Source organism: Streptomyces sp. A3M-1-3 (genome assembly GCF_024213665.1).
In the GTDB taxonomy this organism is placed as follows: domain Bacteria; phylum Actinomycetota; class Actinomycetes; order Streptomycetales; family Streptomycetaceae; genus Streptomyces.
In genome coordinates this window covers 276915-297450 of sequence record NZ_JANAVP010000004.1, presented here as the reverse complement: position 1 = coordinate 297450, position 20536 = coordinate 276915, and the positions used below count along the sequence as shown (strand labels likewise).

Genomic DNA, 20536 nt, shown 5'->3' with positions numbered 1-20536 from the left:
CGTGGATGACGGCGCGGCTCCGGGCGGAGACCGCCGGACGCAATACCGCCGCTCCCCTCAAGGGGTTGTCCCGGTCGATCCCGACGCGTGCAAGGCCGCGCGCATGGCGCCCGTCTCCATGCCGGACGTGGGCGGTCGCACCCTGTTCGTCCGGAACCGCAAGCCCGTCGCGTCGGGCGCCTGGCCGCTCAGACTCCGGTACCGCATGGACGCCAGGTACCTCTCCCGGTACCGCGACCGCCCGGGAGTCACGCGCCCTGTCCGGTAGCCACGGCCCGTGGTACCGGCCTGCGCAGATAGAGAACTTTGCCAACTCTGCACCGGTTCAAACGTCAACCATCATTCCGGTCAATCTGTTGACACACCCTACCCCCGTAGGGTTGTCTCGCAGGGCAGAGGATCAAGGAATGTCGGTCGTACGCCGCGGACACGGAAGTGAGCGTCCGGGCTGTGCGCTTGTGGTGAGCGGCCCAATAGTGTGGGCGCCCCGAGCAGGAGCTGCATGAAAGACACATGCCCAGTTGGGCGCCGCTGACGCGTGGTCAGGCGTCGCACGGCCCGGGCCTGAAACGAGGGGAAGAATGGGAAACGACGGAAAGTCATTGATCCACGTGGACTTCGCCCTCCGCGCCGCCGCGCAACCGGATGCGACTGCGGTGGAGCAGGGCGATCGGCGGATCAGCTATGCCGAACTGGACGCGCGCGCTGACCGGTTGGCCCGCCGCCTGCAGGCGCACGGGGTCTGCCGGAACGCGGTGGTCATGGTCCACCTGGAGCGCTCGATCGATCTGATCGTGTCGCTGCTCGCCACGTGGAAGGCGGGCGCCGCCTATCTGCCGGTGGAGCCGGGCGTGCCCGACCAGCGCGTCCTGACGCTCCTCGAAGAGGCCGGCTGCGCGGCCGTCGTCACCGGTCCCGAAGGTCGGCGCCGCTTCGCCGGGCGGACCCGCCCGGCCGGCGCCGCCGCACCGGCCCAAGCGCTCCCGGTCCTCGACCCCGCCGCGGACAGCGGACCGTCCGCCGAGATCCCGGCCGGACCCCCTCGGACGGCAGTCGAGCTGTCGGACTCCGCCTACCTCATCTATACGTCGGGATCGACCGGCGCCCCGAAGGGGGTGCGAGTCGACCACGCCTCCCTCGGCTATCTGTGCGCAGAGATCAACGAGCGGTACGGGGTCGGTCCGGCGGACCGGGTGCTGCAGTTCGCGGCCATCACCTTCGACACCGCCATCGAGCAGATCCTCGTCGCCTTGCTGAACGGGGCGACGCTGGTCCTCCCGGACCGCGTCTGGGCGCCGAGTGAACTGGCCGGCGAGCTGACCGTGCGCCGGGTGACCGTGATGGACCTGACCCCTTCGTACTGGCGCGCCTTTCTGTCCGAACTCGCCCACACCCCGGCCGAGGTTCCGGTCCGGCTGACGATCGTGGGCGGCAGCGCCGTGCACGCCGAGGACTGCCGGACCGCGCTGCGCCTGATGCCCGCCTCGCGCCTTGTCAATGCGTACGGATTGACCGAGACGACCATCACCTCCTGCACGATGGAGATCACCGAGCAGCTGCTGCCGGAGCAGGGCGCGGCCCCGGTCGGTGTGCCGCTGCCGGGCACCACCGTCCATGTCCTGGACGAGGACATGCAGCCTGTGCCGGCCGGACGGCACGGCGAGATATACATAGCCGGCCGCGGCGTCGCCCGCGGCTACCTCTCCAAGGGGGCGGACCACGCGCGGTTCCTGCCGGACCCCGACACGGCGAGGACCGGTGCGCGGATGTACCGCACCGGGGACCTCGGCGGCTGGACACCCGATGGAAACCTGGAGATAACCGGGCGTGTCGACCGGCAGATCAAGGTGCGCGGATTCCGCGTAGAGCCGGCCGAGATCGAGACGGCACTCGCCGCCCACGATCTGATCGCCGACGTCGCGGTGAAGCCGTACCCCCACCGTGGCGAACTGCAGATCGCCGCCTACTACACCGCGGCACCGGGGGAGACGGACCCGCTCGGCACGGCGGACCTGCGGGCCTTCGCCGCCGGCCGGCTGCCCGCCTACATGGTCCCGTCGGCGTTCGTCCGGCTCGCCGAGATGCCGGTCAAGACCAACGGCAAGGTCGACCTGGCGGTATTGCCCGCGCCGGAGCATGTCCCGGCGTCGGCGTCTCCGGCCCCGACGGGCGAACCGGAGCAGGCCGCCGGCATGGTTGAACGCGTCGTGGCCAGGCTCTGGCGCCAGGTCCTCGACGTCGAGAGCATCGAGCCGTACGACAACTTCTTCGACCTCGGCGGCAGCTCGATCCTGGCCGCCCAACTGCTCGCGAAGGTCCGCACGTCACTCGGCATCCTGATCACCGAAGTGCGCCCGCTGATCCGGCTGTTGCTGGAGGACTCGACGCTCCGCGGCTTCGCCAAGGCGGTCGAGTCGGCCAGGGCCGGGGCGCTCTCCAGCGAGGACGCCAAGCGCGTGGACTTCGCTGCCGAGGCTGCCCTCGGCGACGTACTCATCCGGCGTACGCCGGTCGAGCAGGCCTCCTGGCAGCAGCCGGCCCATATCTTCCTCACCGGAGCCACCGGGTTCCTCGGCATCTATCTGCTGCGTGAACTCCTCGCCACCACCGATGCCACAGTGCACTGTCTCGTCCGGGCCGACGGGGCCGGTCATGCGATGGAGCGCATCCAGGCGAACGCGGTCCACTACTTCAAGGACGACCTCGCCGAGTACCGCGAATCCGGGCGGATCTCCGCTGTTCCGGGTGATCTGGCCGAGCCGCAGCTCGGCCTTGCGGAAGCGGAGTTCGACCGGCTCGCCGGCCTCGTCGACGTGATCCACCACCCCGGCGGGCTCGTCAATTTCATCTACCCCTACTCACATATGCGGCCGGCCAATGTCGAGGGCACGCGGGAGATCATCCGCATGGCCGCCCGTTACCGCAACGCCCCCGTTCACTACACCTCCACCATGGCGGTGATCTCCGGATTCGGCACGGCAGGGGTCCGGCACGTCACCGAGGAGACTCCGGCCGCACACGCCGACCATCTGTCCGTCGGCTATGTGGAGAGCAAGTGGGTCGCGGAGGAGCTGCTGCGCAACGCCGCGAAGGAAGGCCTTCCGGTGGCGATCTACCGGGCCGCCGACATCTCGGGCGACCGCGCGACCGGCGCCTGGAACACGGCGACGGAGATGTGTGCGATGAAGAAGTTCATCGTCGACACCGGGACCTCGCCCATCGCCGAACTCCCCCTGGACTACACGCCGGTCGACTGTTTCGCGTCGGTCGTGGTGCACATCGCCGCGCGCAGCCTGCCGAAGGGTGAGGTCTACCACCTCACGAACCCCGGCAAGGTCAATGTCGCGGTGCTCACCGAACGGCTGCGGGCACACGGCCACACCATCCGCGACGTGCCCTGGAACGAGTGGCTCGACCGGGTCGTCGAGACCGCGGTGGAGCAGCCCGGGCACCCCATGACCCCCTTTGCCCCGCTCTTCATCGACCGGTGCTCCACGGGCACGATGAGCGTGGCGGAGATGTACCTGGAGACCACCTTCCCGGTCTTCACCCGGGACAACGTGGACGCCGCCCTGCAGGGCAGCGGCATTGAAATCCCGCCGGTGGACGCCGAGATGCTCGATCGCTACATCCGGTACCTGACCGACATCGACTTCCTCTGAGGCGGACATGCTGCCAAGCCTCACCCGGCCCAAGTCGGCCTGGGAATCCTTCGATCCGGCGGCGGCCCCCACCGACGGTCCGGTCGCGTTCGGTGACGACCTTCGCCCGCAGAGCCTGCTCGGCGCCTACCGGCAGGGCCTCTACCCTTTCCCCGCCGCCACCGTCGAACACCAACTGCTCAATGAGATGTCGTACGAGTCCGAGGTGGCGGCCGGGCGGGTGAAGATCCTGCCCGGCTCCCGGGAGCCCTACTCGGTCGCCTGGTGCTCACCGGACCCGCGGCCGCTCATCCTCGTCGACCAGGCCCGTGTCCAGCGCAGCCTGCGCCAACAGCTGCGCAGCAGGACGGACTGGACGACCACCGTCGACGTCTGCTTCGAACGGGTGGCCGCCCAGTGCCGGGCGGGTCGCACCGAGCGCTGGCTGACCGACGAACTGCTCGCAAGCCTGTGTCGCCTGCACGAGCTGGGATACGCCCACAGCGTGGAGGTCTGGGACGGCGGCGAACTCGTCGGGGGCACCTTCGGGGTGCGCATCGGTACCGTCTTCAGCGCCGACTCGCAGTTCACCCTGCGCAGCGGGGCGGGCAAGGTGGCGGTCGCCGATCTCACCCGGCGCTTCGCCGAGGCAGGCGGCGCCGCCATCGACGTCCAGCACGACGGCGACCATGTCAGGTTGCTCGGGGCACGCCCGGTGCCCCGGTCGCACTACCTCGACCTGCTCGGCACCCCGCTCGGCGGTTCGCCGCTGCCCACCGGTCCGCTGCCCGCCCGCCGACTGGCCGACTGACCCCCGACGACGTACGACTCGACACCACCTCTGGAGGTCCGACATGCCCACCGGCAGCACTGGCACCATCGGCGCAGATCTGCACATCACCAGTCTCGCCGAACGGCCCGACCTGGAGTCGGCCATGCTGACGATGGAGTCGTCCTGGCCGGCGTACATCCGACCCGACCCGACCCTGGTGCACTGGGTGTTCGAACGCCACGCCCGGCACCAACTCGTGGTCCTCGACGGCGACGACAAGGTTGTCGCCCGTGCGGCCAGCGCGCCCATCCACTGGGACGGCGACCCCGACGGGCTGCCCGACGACGGCTGGGACGAGGCGCTGCGCCAGTGCATGGCCGACACCTACGCCGGCCGCGAGTTCAACGCCCTGGTCGCCCTGGAGATCGCCGTGGCACCCGGCCTCCTTGGGCAGAACCTGTCCGGTCAGACCCTGCGGGCGCTCAACGACCACGGGCGGCACTTGGGGTACAGCGACCTGGTGGCCCCCGTGCGGCCCAGCCTCAAGCACACCGAACCGTGGCTCCCGATGGACGAGTACGCCGCGCGCAGGCGTCCGGACGGGCTGCCCGAGGACCCCTGGCTGCGGGTGCATGTGCGGGCCGGCGGCCAAGTGCTCAAGGTCTGCCCGGTGTCGATGACGATCTCCGGCAGCCTGGCGCAGTGGCGTACCTGGACCAGTCTGCCGTTCGACACCAGTGGGCCTGTCGAGGTGCCCGGTGCGCTCACTCCGGTGCTGGCGAACGTCGAGCACGATCAGGCCGTCTACCTCGAACCCAACGTCTGGGTGCGACACCGGCTCGCCGATCGCCCGTGATCCCGCACGAACTCCGATCCGATTCGCTTCCTTTGACCACCGCCCCATGGAGGACGAGCCTGATGACCAGCACAGCCACCACCAACCCGACCGAGAAGATGAACCTGCGTGCGGCACTGATCGAGGGGATCGGCGGTTACATGGCCGCAGCCTCCATCGGTGTGGCAGCCGACCTGGGCCTTGCCGACCTGATCAAGGACGGGGTGCGCGGCAGCGACGAGCTGGCGGCCGAGTCCGGGACGCACGAGCCGTCGCTGCGGCGCCTGCTGCGGGTGCTGGTGGCGGTCGGGATCACGTCGGAACCCGAGCCGGGCCGCTTCGCGCTGACCGACGTCGGATCGCAGCTCCGCTCCGACTCCCCGGACTCGCTGCTCTCCTTCACCCGGATGTTCTGCCACCCCGCCCTGGTCACCTCGTGGCAGGAGCTGAGGCACTCGGTCACCACAGGTGAGCGCGCGTTCGACAAGCTCCACGGCACGGACTTCTACTCGCACCTGGCCAACAACGAGGCCGTCAGCGCGCTGTTCAACGTGGCCATGGGCGAGGAGTCGCGGATCGCGGCCGCACAGGTCGCGGCCGGTTACGACTTCTCGAGCGCCAAGAAGGTGGTGGACCTCGGCGGCGGCGACGGAACCCTGCTGGCCGCGATCCTGCCCACCCAGCCCCATCTGCAGGGGATCGTGTTCGACAGCGCCAGCGGGGTGGCCGAGGCACCGGGCGTCCTGGAGAAGGCGGGTATCACCGACCGCTGCGAGGCGAGGGCGGGCGACTTCTTCCAGGACATCCCCACCGACGGCGACCTCTACATCATCAAGAGCGTCTTCCAGGACTGGAACGACGAGGACGCCCGGGCCCTGCTGCGCTCCTGCCGGGCCCAGATACCAGCCTCCGCCACCCTGCTGATTGTGGGGTCCGTGCTGCCCGAGACCGCCTCCACGGACCAGCCGATCGCGTTCTTCACCGACTTGAACATGCTGGTCAACTCGGGTGGCCGGGAGCGGACCGAGAGTGAGTTCCGGGCGATGCTCGAGGACACGGGCTTCACCGTGCAGTCCGTGCAGCTCGGTGCGGCCGGACCGCTCTCCATCATCCAGGCCGTTCCCGCATCGGCCTGATGACAGTGGCGGACACGGCAACCCTTCACGATGCGGCGGCCCCGGCCCCGGCCCTGCCGAGCTTCGGTGCGGAGCTGTTCCTCGGACGGCTCCGCACCGATCTCCTCACCCTGCCCCCCGGCGATCCACGGCGTCTCGGGGTGGCGGAGGAGCAATTCCTGGCCGGGCTACGGGAGTTCTGCGAGAACGAGGCCGACGGCGGCCTGATCGAACGAGAGGACCGCATCCCCGACCGGGTGATCGAGGGCCTCAAGGACATCGGGGCGTTCTGCATCAAGATCCCCCGGGAGTACGGCGGACTCGGTCTGTCCGGGCTCTGCTACCTGCGGGCCCTGATGATCGTCAACACGGTCCACTCGGCACTGGGTGAGCTGCTCGCGGCCCACCAGGCCATCGGACTGCCGCAGCCGGTCATGCTGTTCGGCACGGAGGAGCAGAAGCGGGCGTTCCTGCCGCGGTGTGTGCGGGAGATCTCCGCGTTCACCCTCACCGAAGCGGACATCGGCAACGACCCGTACCGGATGCACTCCACCGCCGTCGCCGACCGGGCCTCGGGAACGTACACGCTCAATGGTGTGAAGCTGTGGGCGACCAACGGTGTCATCGCCGATCTGCTGGTGGTGATGGCCCTCGTCCCCGCGTCGGACCACGGCCCCGGCGGGATGACCGCGTTCGTGGTCGAGGGCGACGCCGCGGGCGTGACAGTGGAACACCGCAGCTCCTTCCTCGGCCTGCGCGGCCTGGAGAACGGCGTCATCCGGCTGCACGAGGTCGTGGTTCCGGCCGGCAACCGGATCGGCGGGGAGGGCAAGGGCCTGGAGGCCGCCCTTGCCGCGCAGGGCACCGGGCGGCTCTCGCTGCCCGCGGTCTGCGCCGCGGCGGCGAAGTGGAGTCTGAAGATCGCCCGGGAGTGGGCCGGTGCCCGGGTGCAGTGGGGGCGGCCGATCGGCGAGCACGACGCGGTCGCGGGCAAGCTGTCGTTCATCGCGGCGACCGCGTTCGCCCTGGAGGCGATGGTCGAGGTCTCCGGGCGCCGGGCGGACCTGGGCGGGAACGACACCGGCATGGAGGCCGAGCTGGCGAAGCTGTTCGCTTCGGAGCAGGCATGGCTGGTCGCGGACGAACTCGTGCAGCTGCGCGGCGGCCGGGGATACGAGACGGCCGAGTCGGCGGCCGCGCGGGGAGAGCGCGGTGTACCGGCCGAACAGCTCCTGCGGGACCTGCGGATCGGCCGGATCTTCGACGGGTCGAGCGAGGTACTGCGGACGTTCCTCGCCCAGGACGTGATTGAGCAGCACCGCTCGGCGGACCGGCCGGTGCAGGCCGAGGACGGCATGGATCAGCCGGCGGCCGCGGCCGACGACGAGGAGTCGCTGGCCGGACATCTGCGCTTCGCCGACCGGGCGGCGCGCAGGCTGGCCGGGCTGCTCGCCCGGGCCGCGGACCGGACGGACGCCGAACTCGGCGACTGCCAGCGGTACTTGGGCAGGATCGTCGACATCGGTTCCGAGCTGTACGCGATGAGTGCGAGCTGTGCGTACGCCGAGGCGCTGACCGGGCACGGCGACGCCCCGGCCAGGCTCGCCGACGCCTTCTGCGCACAGGCCCGGCGCCGGGTCGCCGAGCTGTTCGAGCGCCTCGCGGACAACACCGACGCCCGCGACCGGGTGGTCGCCCGCCAGGTGCTCGACGACCACTACGCATGGCTGGAGGAGGGGGTCGTCGACGCCTCCGTCGACGGCCCCTGGATCGCCGAACCCAAGCCGGGACCCGCGGCCGGCCCGAACCTGCGCCGCACCGTCCGGGCGGACACGGCGAACCGATGAACCCGACCGACGACCAGGAGCGTCCGATGGACCGTGACGTCACCACCCTTATCAAGTCCGTGCAGCAGCAGATCCAGGAGCACTCGGCGCCCAACCGGTTCCTCGACCTGCTCGAAGCCGGTCAGGTGTCCAGGGAGCAACTCGGCTGGCTGGCAGGCGAACTGTACCGGCTCGTCCGCAGCGACCGGCGCAGCTTCGCCCTGGCCGCCGCCCGCTTCCCGTCCGCTCCGGCCGGTGACCTGTTCCTCGCCATGGCCGCGGGGGAGGGCGAAGCGCTGCGGCTGCTCCTGGGCTTCGCCGCCGGACTGGGGCTGGACGAACGGAAGTTGGCTGCGTACGAGCCGAGGCCGCTCGCGCAGGCGTACCCGGCCTATCTGACGCAGACCGCGCTGTTCGGTACGTGCAGCGACATCGCCCTCGCGCTGCTCGCGAACGTGCCGGATTCGGGGGCCCAGTACGCCCGCGCGGCCGAGGCGCTTGCGTCCCGGTACGGGTTCGGCGAGGAGGCGCTCGGGCACTTCCGCTTCTTCGCCGAGACGCCCCAGGATCTCCTGGACCAGGCGAAGGCCACGCTGGAGGCGGGCCTCTCCGGCGGTGACGATCCGGTCGACGCCATACGGACCGCGCGGATGGTGCACGTGTACGAGGCCGAATTCTGGAACACCCTCGCGAAGGACGTCGGCGTGAATACCCATATGGGGTAGGGGTATATGATCGGGCGTGATCTCACTCATCGAGAGCGTGACCCGTGACCGATCCGCACAATCGTGTTCGGCGGCCTGTGCCCCGGGTTCGCTGGAGCCGGACCGGGCCGGACCGGCCTGACCCCGTCCGCGTCAGGCGGCCCGGCCGGTGAGCTCGTAGCCGGCGTCGTCGACGACCTTGGTGATCAGTGCGTCGTCGGGATCTCCCGCGGTCGTCACCGCGACCTGGCCGGCGTCCACGTCGACATCCACGGACAGCACGTCGGCGAGGTCGCCGACGGCCTTGGTGATGGCCGACTTGCAGTGGCCGCAGGTCATGCCTGAAACCGAGTAGACGCTGACTTGCCCCGTGGCGGGCGAGGCGGCCGAGGTGGTCGAGCAGCTGCCGTCAGGGGTGCAGCAGGACGACGTGGATTCCTCCCGGAGGGTTCGCGGCCCACTGATTCAGGGTCGGCCCCTGGGCTGTTCGCGCCCAAAAATATACCCCTACCCCCTACGGGTTACAGTCCTTGATCTGGCCTTGACAAGGCGGATTGGTGCTCATACTTTGCAATACACCTACCCGGTAGGGGTATATATTTCCATCGCCGGCGCGACGCCCAGTGGGCGATCGCCGGGAAAGGAGAACCGATGTCCTCGGCGAAGAATTCGCCCGAGCAGGCTGCCGGAGGCCCGGAGCCGACCGCGGGGCGCAAGGAGTGGTTCGCGCTCGCCCTGCTGGTGCTGCCCGCGATGCTCCTGTTCATGATGCTGACCATCCTGTTCCTGGCGATTCCCTATCTCGCTGCGGACTTGAAGCCCAGCAGCACCCAGACGCTGTGGATCCTGGACATCTACGGTTTCCTCATGGCCGGCCTCCTCGTCCTCATGGGCACGGTGGCCGACCGGTTCGGCCACCGGAACCTGCTGATGATCGGTGCGGCTGCGTTCGGCGTGGTCTCGGCGGTCGCCGGAAGCGCCGACGATCCGGTGATGATGATCGTCTGGCGGGCCCTGCTCGGTGTGGCGGCCGCGGCACAGATGCCCGCCACCCTCGGCCTGATCTTCGGGATGTTCCAGAACCCGAGGCAGCGGGGTGTCGCCATCGGGGCCTGGGCCGCCGCCATTTCCGCCGGAGTTGCACTCGGCCCGCTGCTCAGCGGACTCCTGCTCGATGCCTTCTCCTGGCGGGCGACCTTCCTCGTCGCCGTACCGGTCATGCTGCTCGTGGTGGTCGGGGCACCCTTCCTGTTGCCCGGACACCAGAAGTCGCAGACGGGTCGGCTCGATCTGGTCAGCGCCGTCCTGCTGATCTTGGCCCTGCTGCCGTTCATCTACGGCATCAAGTCCATCGCCACGGACGAATCGCTCGCCGTATGCCTCGCGGCCATCGCCATCGGCCTGGTCTTCGGCGCGCTGTTCGTCATCCGTCAGCTGCGCTCCCCGGCGCCGCTCCTCGATGTGCGGCTGTTCGGCAACCGGGCCGTCGGCGGTGCCCTGGGCGTGTTCATCCTCGCGGCGACCGGCCTCGGCGGCATCTATCTGATGTTCACCCAGTTCCTGCAGCAGGTGAAGGGGCTGTCGCCGCTGGAGACCGGCTTCGCGATCCTGCCCGCCGCGCTCGTGCTGATCGTGGTGGCCACCCTCTCGCCGGTCATGGCCCGCCGGGTACGGCCCGGATACGTCATCGCCACCGGCCTGGCCGTGCAGGTCGTCGGCTATCTGCTGCTCACCCAGGTGGGAAGCGACACCGGCCTGCCGCTGCTCATCGCGAGCTTCATCGTCCTGTACCCGGCCGTCGCCCCGTCCATGGCGCTCACCACCGACCTGGTCGTGAGCTCCGTGCCGCCGGAGAAGGCGGGCGCCGCCGGAGGCCTCAGCTCCACCGTGAACGACCTGGGCATCTCGCTCGGTGTCGCGATCGTCGGCAGCATCGGTTTGGCCACGTATCGCAGCGAGGTCACCGACGGCCTGCCCGCGGGCCTGCCCGCCGAGGTCGAGGAGGCTGCCAGGGACAACCTCGGCGGTGCGATCGCCGCTGCTGGCCAACTCCCGGGCGAGCTGGGCGAGTCGCTGCTGCAGGCCTCCCGGGACGCGTTCGCCGGCGGACTGAACACGGGCGCCTACGTCGCCGCCGGGGTCGCCGCCGTCGGTGCGATTCTGGCAGCGGTCGCGCTGCGCCACGTACCACCCACCGGCACGGCCGCCGTGACGCCCGGTGCGCCGGACAAAGTCGCGGCCGTCACGGAGCCGGCAGATGACAGCGTACGAAAATGATCACTAGCCTGTGCCGCGCCCGCGGATCACTCCGGACCGGATCCGGACACCGAACCAATCACCTGGCAGGGGTTACAACGTGATCGCCTTCAGCGCCTCGCCCACCACGACGCTCGACAGCGCCGGCGGCCGGTGCATGTACGAACAGGTCGACCGCCTCCGCGAGATGGGGCCCGCCGTTCCCGTCCAGCTGCCCGAAGGGGTGGGGGCGTGGTCGGTCACCCGGGGCGACGTCGTCCGAATGCTCCTCACGCACCCTGGCGTCTCCCGGAACCTCAAGAAGAACGTGCCGAGCTATCAGCCGGGCTCCGTGCCCTGGCTGTCGCCGTGGGTGGACGTGGACTCCATGGCCACCGCCGAGGGCAAGGAGCACGCCCGGCTGCGGAAACTGATCACGCCGGCCTTCAGCCCGCGGCGCGTCGACGCGATGGGGTCCCAGCTGGAGAAGCTGACCACCCGTCTCCTCGACGACCTGGAGCAGCAGCCGGGCGACGCCGTCGTCGACCTGCACGACGCCTTCTCCTACCGCGTACCGACCGAGATGATCTGCGACCTGTTCGGGGTCCCCGCCGATCAGCGGCCGGAAGTGCTCCGCTTGTTCAGGGCCGTCGGCGAGACCGACGTACCCGAGGCGGAGTCGATCGCCGTCTACCAGGCTCTGGTCGCCGAGATGCACACCCTCATCGATACCAAGCGCCGGGATCCGGGCGACGACCTGGCCAGCTTCCTCATCGCCGCCCATGAGGAGGGCGGCGAACAGCCGCTGACCGAGCATGAGTTGATATCCACATTGCTCCTGCTGATCGGCGGCGGCAGTACGACCACCATCAACCTCATCGATCACACGGTCCGCGAACTGCTCGCCCGCCCGGACCAGCTGCGTGCCCTGCAGGCCGCCCCGGAACGCTGGAGCCATGCGATCGACGAGTCGTTGCGCATCCACTGCCCGGTCATGCATCTGCCGATGCGCTGGGCCACCGAGGACATTGACCTCGGCGAGAGCGTCGTCATCCGGGCCGGCGACGCGATCCTGATCGCCTACGGAGCCCACGGCCGCGACCCCGGAATCCACGACGCTCCCGATGTCTTCGACATCGATCGCGAGGACAAGGACCACATCGCCTTCGGGCTCGGCGCCCACTTCTGCCCCGGTTCGCGCCTCGCGCTCCTCGAGGCCCGGGTGGCCCTGCCGGCGCTCTTCGAGCGCTTCCCGCGGCTCGAACTCGCCGTGGCGCCGGAAGGGATCGAGCCGGAGCGCACCTTCATCGGCAACGGCATCACCTCGCTGCCGGTCCGCCTGCACCACAAGTAGCCACCGTCAGCCACAGTCAGGCCGTTTCCCGGTCCGCAGGCGGGGACGGCCGGACCGTCAGGACCTGACGAGCCGCGCGATCGCGGCACTGGCCTCGCCCAGCTTCTCGGTGCTGACGTCGCCCCCCTCCTGTACCGCCTGGGCGACGCAGTGCCGCAGATGCTCGTCGAGCAGGGCGAGCGCCACCGCCTCCAAGGCCCGGGTCGCGGCAGAGACCTGCGTGAGTATGTCGATGCAGTACTTGTCGTCCTCGATCATTCGCGCGATGCCGCGGACCTGCCCCTCGATCCGGCGCATGCGCTTGAGGTAGTCGTCCTTGTGGCCGGCGTAGCCGTTCATGGTTCTCCTGAGGCGTGGCTGGGGGCGTATAGCATGCCACGTAAATACCCTGTACAGGTATAGGAGTTAGGGTGCCCACTGAGCTGGACAGTCTGATCGACAGGACCCGGCGGCTGCTCTGCAACGCGCGGTATCTGAGCCTGGCCACGGTGTCGCCGGAGGACGGTCCGTGGGTCGCGACACTGGAGTACGCCTGGTTCGACGGCCCGCTGCGCTTTGTCTACGGATCGGCGACCGGATCCCGTCACAGCCGCGACCTCGCGGCCTCGCCCCGGGTCGGCGGATCGCTCTTTCTGACGGGCGGCGGCGCGGGGTTGGACGTCGAGGCGATCGACGGCGCCCAGTTCGCCGGGCGGTGCTCGGAGATATCGGGCGCCGACCTGGACCACTACCACCCGCTGTTCTACGAGGCCGTCTTCCCGGACACCCGGGAACGTGCCGAGTGGATGCTGCCGAAGGCGGCGCTGCAGGACGGGGCCGACCACCGGCTCTATCTGATCGAGGTGGAGCGGTGGTGGCTGATCGACACCCGCACCTGGGAACAGGACAGGATCGACCGCCGTATCGAAGTGGCCCTGGAAAACATGACGTCGGGGGTCGAGTCGGGCACCTGAAAGCCCGCCGGGGTGCCCGATCGGATACCCCGGTGGCTGTCCCATGGGCCCATGACCAACCCGCCGGACTGGGGCGAGGATAGCCCTCGACTGGGTGATGCGGCTGAGATCGACCGACTTCGGTCCTGAGCCTACCGACACACCGGGACCATAGACGGGGCCGACGGCGTCGTGCTCGACCGCTACCAGATTCAGGCGATCCAGGCCGCCGCGCTGCAATGGCTTGCTGATCACCCCGACGACGACGCTCCGTAGGCGAGTGGCCGCTGCCAGTCCTTTTTGAGGCGTGCCCCTCGTAGGACGTCAACCTGCGGCCGGGGAGTCCCTGCACGCGTGGTGGTGCTACACCACCTGACCTGCACTTTCGCTACCGGCCGGTTACCTGGGACGAGCCGACGCACTTTGCCCCTGCGGTGTGATCGGGCGTGTCGGCAGGACGTGCGAGGCAAGAGAGCCCTGCTGACCTGCGGGTTCGTCGAGCCGCAGGTTTGGTGCCCCCGGCAGGACTCGAACCTGCGGCCAAGCGCTTAGAAGGTGTGCGAGGTTTAGCGATGTGCTGACCAGGGTTTTCGCTGGCCGCGCCGAACCAATCTAGGGAAAGGCGCTTGGCCTATCTCTTGGGGAATTTCGGCGGAGAATCGACGCCCGGATGTGGCGCCGCCCCGAGCCCCACTGTAGGGGCCCGGGGCGGCCCGGAACCGCGGCTCCGCCATCTGGACGGAACGACTGACCTCGCGCGAGGGTGCCTGCCGTGGCTCCGGCACCCGCCACCTGAAGGCGGACGTTAGCGGAGGGGGGTGGTCCGGTTTTTGTACCCCATCCCTCCAAGATCACACAATGCTGGGTCTGCCCTGCATACTTCCGATCATGAAACCGTGAGCGTGGACCCGTGCCACGCTCGACCCCGCCGCCCGACTGGGTACTCGCCCGACGCCGACAGATCGGCGACCAAATCCGGGCAGCGCGGCTCCACGCGAACCTCACACAGCAAACCGTCGCCGAACGCACCGGCATGGACCGCGACACGTACGGACGCATCGAGCGCGGCCACTCAACGCCCCTGCTGGACTCACTCATCCTGATCGCCGACGCCATCGGCGTCCCCCTCTCCCAGCTCGTGAAGTAGCGGTCCGACACCTGCTCTACGCGCGGGCGCGGCCCGTCCGTCGCAACGAGGTCGAAAACAATGGGAGAGCCCCGCCCGGCGTCAGGCAGTGAGTAGCCCCGGCCGCGATGTGCGCCGGCCGGGGCTCCCCTGAGGCTCAGTCCTTGGGCGGGACGATGAACCCACGCAAGGGCCGCGTCTGCCGGCCCTCCTTCGCCTCGGCCTGCTGCCGGGCCCGGATGTCCGCCACGATCTGCTTGTAGCGGGGGTTGATCCACTCCATCAGTGACCTCCTGTCCGTGCCCGCAGCGTAGCTACTGGCCGGGGTTCTTCGGCATCGGACCGGGCGACGGGTTGGGGCCGATCGGGCCGCAGCCTCCGGGCGGGGTGTGCCCGCAGTCCGCCGCTACCGACACGAGTTCCTCGGTGGGGATGTGCCACAGCTCGGCGTCGATCGTGTAGCCGGCCTGGGTGATGAGGGCGGTGGTGCGGTCGATGATCTGCTGAGTCTGGCGGAGGGGGTCGGGGCGCTCGGGGAAATGATGGACGAATCCGCCGAGGGTGGCGCACAGGTCCGCGTACAGCTTGGTGTGCAGGATCAGCGCGTGCCAGCCCTCGTCGACGACGCGGGACGGCGAGATGGATGCGGTCCGGTAGCGGCCGCAGGTCGCCAGGAACGCGAGCGCCTGCTCCAGGATCCGGCCGGCGAGGTCCGGTTCCATGCCGGGGTTGTTGTCGAGGATGGTCGCGCGGACGTCGTTGAACTGCGGGTCGGTCAGTAAGGCGCGTGCTGAGGACATGCTTGTTCTCCTTGTTGATGTGATGGCGGCTGGCCCGTCCGCGACCGATCGGCGGCGGCCGCGGGCGGGAGTCATCGGCCCGGAGCCTCGATCACGGCGAACGCGGCATTCAGCTCACGCTCCAGCAGCTCCTTCACCGCCCGGACATGGGCCGGGCACGCGTATGCAGGCTTCCCGCCGGTTGACGACGCCAGGTGGGCTCCCACCAGCCGTGTGTCTCCGGACGTTCCGCACGTCTCGCAGGGCATCACCGGTGCCTCCCGGTGTGGCAGGTGCAGCCGCAGCGCAGCGTCTCCACCGGGGCTTCCACGCGACGCGCGCCGGGCAGTCGCACGGCCGCCGGTCCGTGGCATTCCCGGTGCTCGCCGAGGCGGCAGGCCGGTGCCGTGTAGGGACGGGGGGCCGTTGCGCTGCGGTTCACAGGGCGCCGACCCGGCTGAGATTGACGGAGTTCAGCAGCAGGGAGAGGCGCGCGTGGAGCTGCTCCGCCTCGACGCCGGACAGGACGAGGTCGATGTCGCCCTGCGGGTTGTCGACGTGGAACAGCGACAGCGGCACCCGAACCTCTCGGGTGCCGCTGTCGATGCTGGGTGTGGTTGCTCGGTGTGGTGATGCGTGCCAGCGGTTCGTGACCACGAGGTCCCCCAGGGGTGTCGGTCCGTCAACGGGCCGTCACCGTAGGGCGGGTACCGGTGGGTAAGGGGGACAGTTTGTACCCGGTACCCACGGTGTCCCCCTAGCCTGCGGCTGTCACCCCGACCTGCTCGGCGAGCTTCGCGGCCTCCGACCGCAGGGCGCGCGGTACGTGCCGCCACAGCTCCGCCACAGCTGTCCGCGCCGACGGGGTGTACGCGACCGTTTCGGCGCCGATCTGGTGGGCGAGCTGCATTACGTGCAGGGCCGCGGTCTGGTCGCCGCGCTGAAGGTGCCCGCGGGCGACTTCCACCCACAGGCGGGCGCGGCGCTCCACGGACGGCATGCTGTCCGGGTCGATGTCGTCCGCCAGCGACAGCGCCTTGCGGGAGGTGCGCAGATCGGTGGCCACCGACACGGCATGGAAGTCGACGTTCGCCCGGCCGAACACCGTCGACGGGTGCACGTACGACGCGGGCAGGCTCTTCGCGACCTGGTCCCCCGCGTCCCAGTACCGCCACGCGTCCCCGTCCCGGCCGTCCCGCGCCGCGGTGACCGCAGCGTGCAGCTGGAGCGCGCCGTAGATGCCGCGCCAGTCGTCCGGGGCGTCCTCGAGTTGCGGCCGGATCAGGTCCGCCGCATCGGTCACCACCCGCAGCGCTTCCTCCGGGTAGCTGGTCTCGCGCAGGATGTTGCCCATGTTCCACGCCGCGGCAGCTATGGCGGCCGGATTGTCCGCGGCCTGCGCCGCCGCCAGGGCGCGGTCTGCGACCACCCACGCAAGCTCGGCCGGCGCCACGTAGGCGGTTGCTTGTCCGGTCAGCCGGTACACGTCGGAGGCCGCGGCGAGCGCGGCGCGGCGAGCGGCCCCGTCGAGGGTGCGGGTCGCGGTCTCCGCCTGGCGGATCAGGTCCGGCAGCAGGGCGGCGACCTCGGTCCGGTTGTGGCCGGAGGTGTGCCACAGGCGCCACGTCTGGTCAATGCGGCCTTGGAGCGCGGTCACGTCAATCGGAGTGGTGGGGAACGCGATGGTGAGGCGCCGGTTCATCACCGCGTCCCAGATCGCGGGCATGCCGGGGTGGTTCAGCCGGCCCTGCGGTACAGGCTGCGCAACCTCGGGCGCGCGGCCGGTGATGACGGACACGTCCGTCAGCTGGAGCGCGGCAGCGAGGCGGAGGAGCAGCGCGTGCGAGCGCAGGTCGCGTTCCCCGGACTCGATTTTCTTGAGCCAGTCGGGGCCGCGGCCGCACAGTCCGGCGAGCATCTGGCGGGACATGCCTCGTGACTCCCGCAGGAGACGGATCCGCTCGCCGGTGTGGAGGTCGTTGGGGATGTCCATGCTGTGCCCCTTCTCTGCGCGCAAGTGCTGCCCAGGGTACGGCCGGGCCCCTGCCCTAGCCCAGACGCACGAAATCGCCCCCTGCCCCGGCCGAAGCCGGAACAGGGGGCCTTTCGTGCAGGGTCAGGCGGTGCTGTTGTCGGTGATCAGACCGAGCGTGGCCAGGGCGGACAGCAGGGATGCCACAGCCGCGTTGCCGCCGCGGGACCCGGTCACGGCGGGCTTCGCCGCGGCCGCCGCCCCATAGAAGCCGAGCGTCGTACCGAGGTGCCGGAGCATCAGGGACACGATGACCGCATCGTCCGTCGTCCACTCGTTCGCTGCGGACCGCCGCCAGTTGGTGTCCCGGGTGGCGGTGCCGGGGCCGAACTCGATGCGGTCGGGCAGGACCCGCATCCGGTCGAAACCCTCGGCACCGACCAGTCCGCCGAGCAAGACGTCGGTGGCCAGGGCCCGGTTGACGGTGACGGCCCCGGTGAGGGTGCCGCCGACCTTGTCGAGCTTCCCGGTCTCCAGGGCCTCGCCTGCGGCCTGGGTGTAGGCGCCGATCGAGGCCGGGGTGATGCTGGAGGCGAGGACGAGCGTGGAGAACGTGCCGGCCACCGGGTCGGGGACCAGGACGTCGGCGAGGACGACGGTCGGTGTGGCCTTGGGCAGGCTGATGTATCGGGTCCAGCCGGGTGCGTTGGAGAACGCGGCGGTGACCTTGTACGTCCAGCCGGTCGGGCTCATCCCGGTGGCGTCTGTGGCGACCAGGGCGACGCTGAACGTGCCGTCGACCAGGTCCACGGGCGTGGCGCCGCCGAAGGTGAAGTCGTCCGATCCGAGCGTGACCAGGTCCGGGGCGGTGAAGGTGAGTCGGCCGCGCAGGAGCGTGCCGTCGGGCAGGGTGAGCGGCTCGCCGTTCGACACGGTGACCTTCTCCACCCCGGCGGGGATCGGCATGTGTTCCTCCGTTCAGCGTAGTAGGGCGATCAGGCCGGGCGCCGCGGCGGCTCCTGCGATGAGGAGGCCGATGGTCGGCAGGGGCCACTTGCGGCCCTTGAGGTCCTCGACTTCCGCGCGGACGTCGCGGAGACCGTCCTCGGTGTCCTGCCGGAGCTGCTTCACGTCGGCCTCGGTGCGGTCCGAGCGTTGCACCAGCAGCGCGAGGCTCCCCTTCACTTCGGCGAACCCGGTGTCGACGGCGCCGCGGAGCCGCTCCAGCTCCACGGCGACTTGCGTCGACTCCGACGGGGTCACCCGCGACCCCGCACGGTCTCGGTGATGCCGGGGCCCTCCGTCCCGCCGGATGTGGCGACCGCGGTGAGGAGCGCGAGGACCGCGGCGAGGCCGGCGGTACCGAGCGCGCCGGGCCAGGCCACGTCGAGGAGGTCTGTGGCGCCTGCGGTGAGGACCGCGGCGAGGGCCTGTGCGAAGGTGCGGACGACGCGCTCGGTCGTGGCCTTCCAGAAAGCTGCGGTCATCATGAGGTCGTCCTCTTCTCGAGCGCGGTGACGCGCTTCTCAATGGCGGTGAGCCGGTCCTCGACGGTCGGCGGCTTCGGGGGTACCGGCGGTACGGGCGGTGCGCTCGGCGACCAGTTGGCGGGGTGCTTGAGCCGTTCGGCGACGCGCTTGCGGATGTCGGCCATGGACACGCCGGGCCCGCGGGGGTCGACCTTTCCGGGCTGCCACTCCGAGTGGCCGATGACCGACGTGTCGCCGTCCCGGCCCCAGTTGTGGGCACGCAGCACCGCGGCGGATGCGCGGACTATCGCCTCGACCTGCTCGGCGGGCCAGGGGTCTTTGCCGTCGCCGAGGTTCTCGCACTCCCACCCGTAGAAGTGGCGGTTGCCGTCGGTGTCCGCCTCGTTGTCGGCGGGCAGGGCGCGCTCCGCGATGACCGCGGCCAGGACGTCGCCGTCACCGGATCCGGCGTGGTTCGTGCGGCCGTAGCCGACGAGGTGCACGGTGCCGTCTTTGGCGATGACGCCGTGGCACAGCGGTCCGGGCAGGCCTGCGTACCCGTCGCGACAGATCCGCACCGTGTTCGCGGTGCCGCGGGTGACGGTGTGGTGCACCATCACCCCGTGCACCGGGGCCCATGGGCCCTTGTGGTTGCGGTTGTGGGTGCGCCAGTTGCCGACCTCGACAACCTTCACGCCCTCGGCGCGCAGAGCGGCGAGGAACGTGGACGCGGGCAGGGGATTGGCCATCGGTCCTCCAGGGATGAAGAAGGCCCCGACGATGCGGGGCCGTTGGTTGCCGGTCAGGTAGCGCTGGGCGCTGGTTCCGGCGGAGGCGCCGCTGTCCAGCGGCGCACGGTCAGCCGGCCGGTCGACTCCACGGTCAGTACGTCGCCGGCCTGCCACGCGGTCGAGTGGGCATCGGCGCGCAGGGCGATCGTGATGCGGTGCCCTTCCGGCCAGTCCGGCGGCACGTCGAGGATGTCGTCCAGGACGATCGGCATGTGGTGGCGGCCGCGGTCGACGTTGTCGCCGGTCGAGTCGTGGACGCGGCGCCACACCCGTTCCTCGGCGGGCAGGTCGACGTCGTACCACCACAGGTGCGTGCCGACGCCGACGGTGTAGCCGGCGTCGCCGCGGTTCTTGCCGACGTCGTTGGTGACGTCGAACTGGCTGCTGATGTCGAGCCGGTCCCCAGCACGCACGGGCAGGACGAGGCGCATGATCGTGCGCCACGTGTCCACCACACCGTCCACGGGCAGCGTGGTGGGCACGATCTCCGTCGTGGTGACGGGCGGGAGTTCCACCAGGCCGGTCACGAGAGCGGCTTCACGGACAGCTCGCGCAGCGCCACCGTGCCCGTGCTCGCGCCCGACACGCGGTGCAGCAGGCGGGTGTTGTACGCGGAGCCGGGGGTGAGCCCGGACAGGACGTGCGTCACCCCGGTACGGGCGAAGCTCGCCCCGTAGTGGGAGGTGCCGATACCGTCCGAGGCCCCTTCGACGATGGTGCCGGAGCCGATGGTGCTGCCGGTACGGGTCTCCGGCGACACGAGTGTCCCCGCAGTCGTTGAGTTGATCATTCGGGCGGTGGTGCAGATCTCCACCCGCCCGGACGTCGGCGCGGTGAAGGTCACCGCGCAGTCCGCATACGTGCCCGTAGTCGACGCGGTGCCGAACGTGGTGATCGTGAAATCGTAGGACGACCCCTCGACGTCGGACTGAGTAGACGGCGTGTCCAGCGCCTTGACGGTTGTTCCGGCCAGCAGGTCAGGCAT

At 70.0% G+C, this 20536-nt stretch carries 21 protein-coding genes and 1 pseudogene; 10 read left to right on the top strand and 12 right to left on the bottom strand.

What is annotated here, in order from left to right:
* The first annotated feature begins 581 nt into the window (after positions 1-581).
* From NLX86_RS06810 to NLX86_RS06785, 6 genes are all read left to right on the top strand, one after another.
* A complete protein-coding gene (locus NLX86_RS06810) occupies positions 582-3662 on the top strand; it encodes a non-ribosomal peptide synthetase (protein WP_254370676.1) in 3081 nt (1026 codons plus the stop codon).
* A 7-nt stretch (positions 3663-3669) separates the two neighbouring features.
* The gene (locus tag NLX86_RS06805; RefSeq protein WP_254370675.1) at positions 3670-4452 is read left to right on the top strand and encodes a leucyl/phenylalanyl-tRNA--protein transferase; all 783 of its coding nucleotides are present in this window, start codon (positions 3670-3672) and stop codon (positions 4450-4452) included.
* Between the two features lie 43 nt (positions 4453-4495).
* Positions 4496-5269, top strand: a complete 774-nt coding sequence (locus NLX86_RS06800; protein WP_254370674.1) for an N-acetyltransferase — start codon at positions 4496-4498, stop codon at positions 5267-5269.
* Between the two features lie 62 nt (positions 5270-5331).
* A complete protein-coding gene (locus NLX86_RS06795) occupies positions 5332-6384 on the top strand; it encodes an acetylserotonin O-methyltransferase (protein WP_254370673.1) in 1053 nt (350 codons plus the stop codon).
* Entirely contained in the window at positions 6384-8210 is a 1827-nt protein-coding gene (locus NLX86_RS06790) for an acyl-CoA dehydrogenase family protein (RefSeq protein WP_254370672.1), read from the top strand. Before NLX86_RS06795 ends, NLX86_RS06790 begins: the two co-directional genes overlap by 1 nt.
* On the top strand, positions 8207-8914 hold the full coding sequence (locus NLX86_RS06785) for a hypothetical protein (RefSeq protein ID WP_254370671.1): 708 nt from the start codon (positions 8207-8209) through the stop codon (positions 8912-8914). The genes NLX86_RS06790 and NLX86_RS06785 overlap by 4 nt, the downstream gene beginning before the upstream one ends.
* Before the next feature lie 132 nt (positions 8915-9046).
* On the opposite strand, the gene NLX86_RS06780 is transcribed toward NLX86_RS06785, so the two are convergent.
* Entirely contained in the window at positions 9047-9358 is a 312-nt protein-coding gene (locus tag NLX86_RS06780) for a heavy-metal-associated domain-containing protein (protein WP_254370706.1), read from the bottom strand.
* Positions 9359-9544: 186 nt separating this feature from the next.
* Here NLX86_RS06780 and NLX86_RS06775 point away from each other — a divergent pair, with 186 nt between their 5' ends.
* The gene (locus NLX86_RS06775) at positions 9545-11170 is read left to right on the top strand and encodes an MFS transporter (protein WP_254370670.1); all 1626 of its coding nucleotides are present in this window, start codon (positions 9545-9547) and stop codon (positions 11168-11170) included.
* Between the two features lie 79 nt (positions 11171-11249).
* Positions 11250-12482, top strand: a complete 1233-nt coding sequence (locus tag NLX86_RS06770; RefSeq protein WP_308409549.1) for a cytochrome P450 — start codon at positions 11250-11252, stop codon at positions 12480-12482.
* A 57-nt stretch (positions 12483-12539) separates the two neighbouring features.
* Here the strand turns inward: NLX86_RS06770 and NLX86_RS06765 are convergent, their stop codons facing one another.
* On the bottom strand, positions 12540-12821 hold the full coding sequence (locus NLX86_RS06765; RefSeq protein WP_254370669.1) for a metal-sensitive transcriptional regulator: 282 nt from the start codon (positions 12819-12821) through the stop codon (positions 12540-12542).
* Between the two features lie 71 nt (positions 12822-12892).
* On the opposite strand from NLX86_RS06765, the gene NLX86_RS06760 reads away from it, so the two are divergent.
* Together NLX86_RS06760 and NLX86_RS06755 are read left to right on the top strand one after the other, a co-directional pair.
* A complete protein-coding gene (locus tag NLX86_RS06760; RefSeq protein WP_254370668.1) occupies positions 12893-13435 on the top strand; it encodes a pyridoxamine 5'-phosphate oxidase family protein in 543 nt (180 codons plus the stop codon).
* Positions 13436-14324: 889 nt separating this feature from the next.
* Complete coding sequence (locus NLX86_RS06755) at positions 14325-14561, top strand: helix-turn-helix transcriptional regulator (protein WP_254370667.1); 237 nt, start codon at positions 14325-14327, stop codon at positions 14559-14561.
* A gap of 136 nt (positions 14562-14697) precedes the next feature.
* On the opposite strand, the gene NLX86_RS34350 is transcribed toward NLX86_RS06755, so the two are convergent.
* The 10 genes and pseudogenes from NLX86_RS34350 to NLX86_RS06710 form a co-directional block, all read right to left on the bottom strand.
* The gene (locus NLX86_RS34350) at positions 14698-14823 is read right to left on the bottom strand and encodes a hypothetical protein (protein WP_302060997.1); all 126 of its coding nucleotides are present in this window, start codon (positions 14821-14823) and stop codon (positions 14698-14700) included.
* Positions 14824-14854: 31 nt separating this feature from the next.
* Positions 14855-15340 carry a hypothetical protein gene (locus NLX86_RS06750; protein WP_254370666.1) on the bottom strand — a complete coding sequence of 162 codons (486 nt, stop codon included), beginning with the start codon at positions 15338-15340 and terminating at the stop codon, positions 14855-14857.
* A gap of 417 nt (positions 15341-15757) precedes the next feature.
* Complete coding sequence (locus NLX86_RS06745; protein WP_254370665.1) at positions 15758-15898, bottom strand: hypothetical protein; 141 nt, start codon at positions 15896-15898, stop codon at positions 15758-15760.
* A gap of 178 nt (positions 15899-16076) precedes the next feature.
* Complete coding sequence (locus NLX86_RS06740; protein ID WP_254370664.1) at positions 16077-17312, bottom strand: helix-turn-helix transcriptional regulator; 1236 nt, start codon at positions 17310-17312, stop codon at positions 16077-16079.
* A gap of 123 nt (positions 17313-17435) precedes the next feature.
* Positions 17436-18257, bottom strand: a complete 822-nt coding sequence (locus NLX86_RS06735) for a hypothetical protein (protein WP_254370663.1) — start codon at positions 18255-18257, stop codon at positions 17436-17438.
* 12 nt (positions 18258-18269) lie between these two features.
* Entirely contained in the window at positions 18270-18554 is a 285-nt protein-coding gene (locus NLX86_RS06730) for a hypothetical protein (protein WP_254370662.1), read from the bottom strand.
* Positions 18551-18781, bottom strand: coding sequence for a holin (locus NLX86_RS06725; RefSeq protein WP_254370661.1), 231 nt, complete (start codon positions 18779-18781; stop codon positions 18551-18553). Before NLX86_RS06725 ends, NLX86_RS06730 begins: the two co-directional genes overlap by 4 nt.
* Positions 18781-19509 (bottom strand): annotated as a pseudogene (locus tag NLX86_RS06720) (N-acetylmuramoyl-L-alanine amidase); the annotation flags it as partial. The gene NLX86_RS06725 and the pseudogene NLX86_RS06720, both read right to left, overlap by 1 nt.
* A gap of 53 nt (positions 19510-19562) precedes the next feature.
* Positions 19563-20078, bottom strand: a complete 516-nt coding sequence (locus NLX86_RS06715; RefSeq protein WP_254370659.1) for a hypothetical protein — start codon at positions 20076-20078, stop codon at positions 19563-19565.
* On the bottom strand, positions 20075-20536 hold the full coding sequence (locus NLX86_RS06710; RefSeq protein WP_254370658.1) for a hypothetical protein: 462 nt from the start codon (positions 20534-20536) through the stop codon (positions 20075-20077). The genes NLX86_RS06715 and NLX86_RS06710 overlap by 4 nt, the downstream gene beginning before the upstream one ends.

Excerpts from the sequence above, each read along its gene's own strand:
- NLX86_RS06710 (WP_254370658.1), bottom strand. The coding sequence starts at position 20,536 with ATGCCTGACCTGCTGGCCGGAACAACCGTCAAGGCGCTGGACACGCCG.
- NLX86_RS06740 (WP_254370664.1), bottom strand. The coding sequence starts at position 17,312 with ATGGACATCCCCAACGACCTCCACACCGGCGAGCGGATCCGTCTCCTG.
- NLX86_RS06725 (WP_254370661.1), bottom strand. The coding sequence starts at position 18,781 with ATGATGACCGCAGCTTTCTGGAAGGCCACGACCGAGCGCGTCGTCCGC.
- NLX86_RS06800 (WP_254370674.1), top strand. The coding sequence starts at position 4,496 with ATGCCCACCGGCAGCACTGGCACCATCGGCGCAGATCTGCACATCACC.
- NLX86_RS06785 (WP_254370671.1), top strand. The coding sequence starts at position 8,207 with ATGAACCCGACCGACGACCAGGAGCGTCCGATGGACCGTGACGTCACC.
- NLX86_RS06735 (WP_254370663.1), bottom strand. The coding sequence starts at position 18,257 with ATGCCGATCCCCGCCGGGGTGGAGAAGGTCACCGTGTCGAACGGCGAG.
- NLX86_RS06810 (WP_254370676.1), top strand. The coding sequence starts at position 582 with ATGGGAAACGACGGAAAGTCATTGATCCACGTGGACTTCGCCCTCCGC.
- NLX86_RS06775 (WP_254370670.1), top strand. The coding sequence starts at position 9,545 with ATGTCCTCGGCGAAGAATTCGCCCGAGCAGGCTGCCGGAGGCCCGGAG.
- NLX86_RS34350 (WP_302060997.1), bottom strand. The coding sequence starts at position 14,823 with ATGGAGTGGATCAACCCCCGCTACAAGCAGATCGTGGCGGACATCCGG.
- NLX86_RS06795 (WP_254370673.1), top strand. The coding sequence starts at position 5,332 with ATGACCAGCACAGCCACCACCAACCCGACCGAGAAGATGAACCTGCGT.
- NLX86_RS06805 (WP_254370675.1), top strand. The coding sequence starts at position 3,670 with ATGCTGCCAAGCCTCACCCGGCCCAAGTCGGCCTGGGAATCCTTCGAT.
- NLX86_RS06750 (WP_254370666.1), bottom strand. The coding sequence starts at position 15,340 with ATGTCCTCAGCACGCGCCTTACTGACCGACCCGCAGTTCAACGACGTC.
- NLX86_RS06790 (WP_254370672.1), top strand. The coding sequence starts at position 6,384 with ATGACAGTGGCGGACACGGCAACCCTTCACGATGCGGCGGCCCCGGCC.
- NLX86_RS06765 (WP_254370669.1), bottom strand. The coding sequence starts at position 12,821 with ATGAACGGCTACGCCGGCCACAAGGACGACTACCTCAAGCGCATGCGC.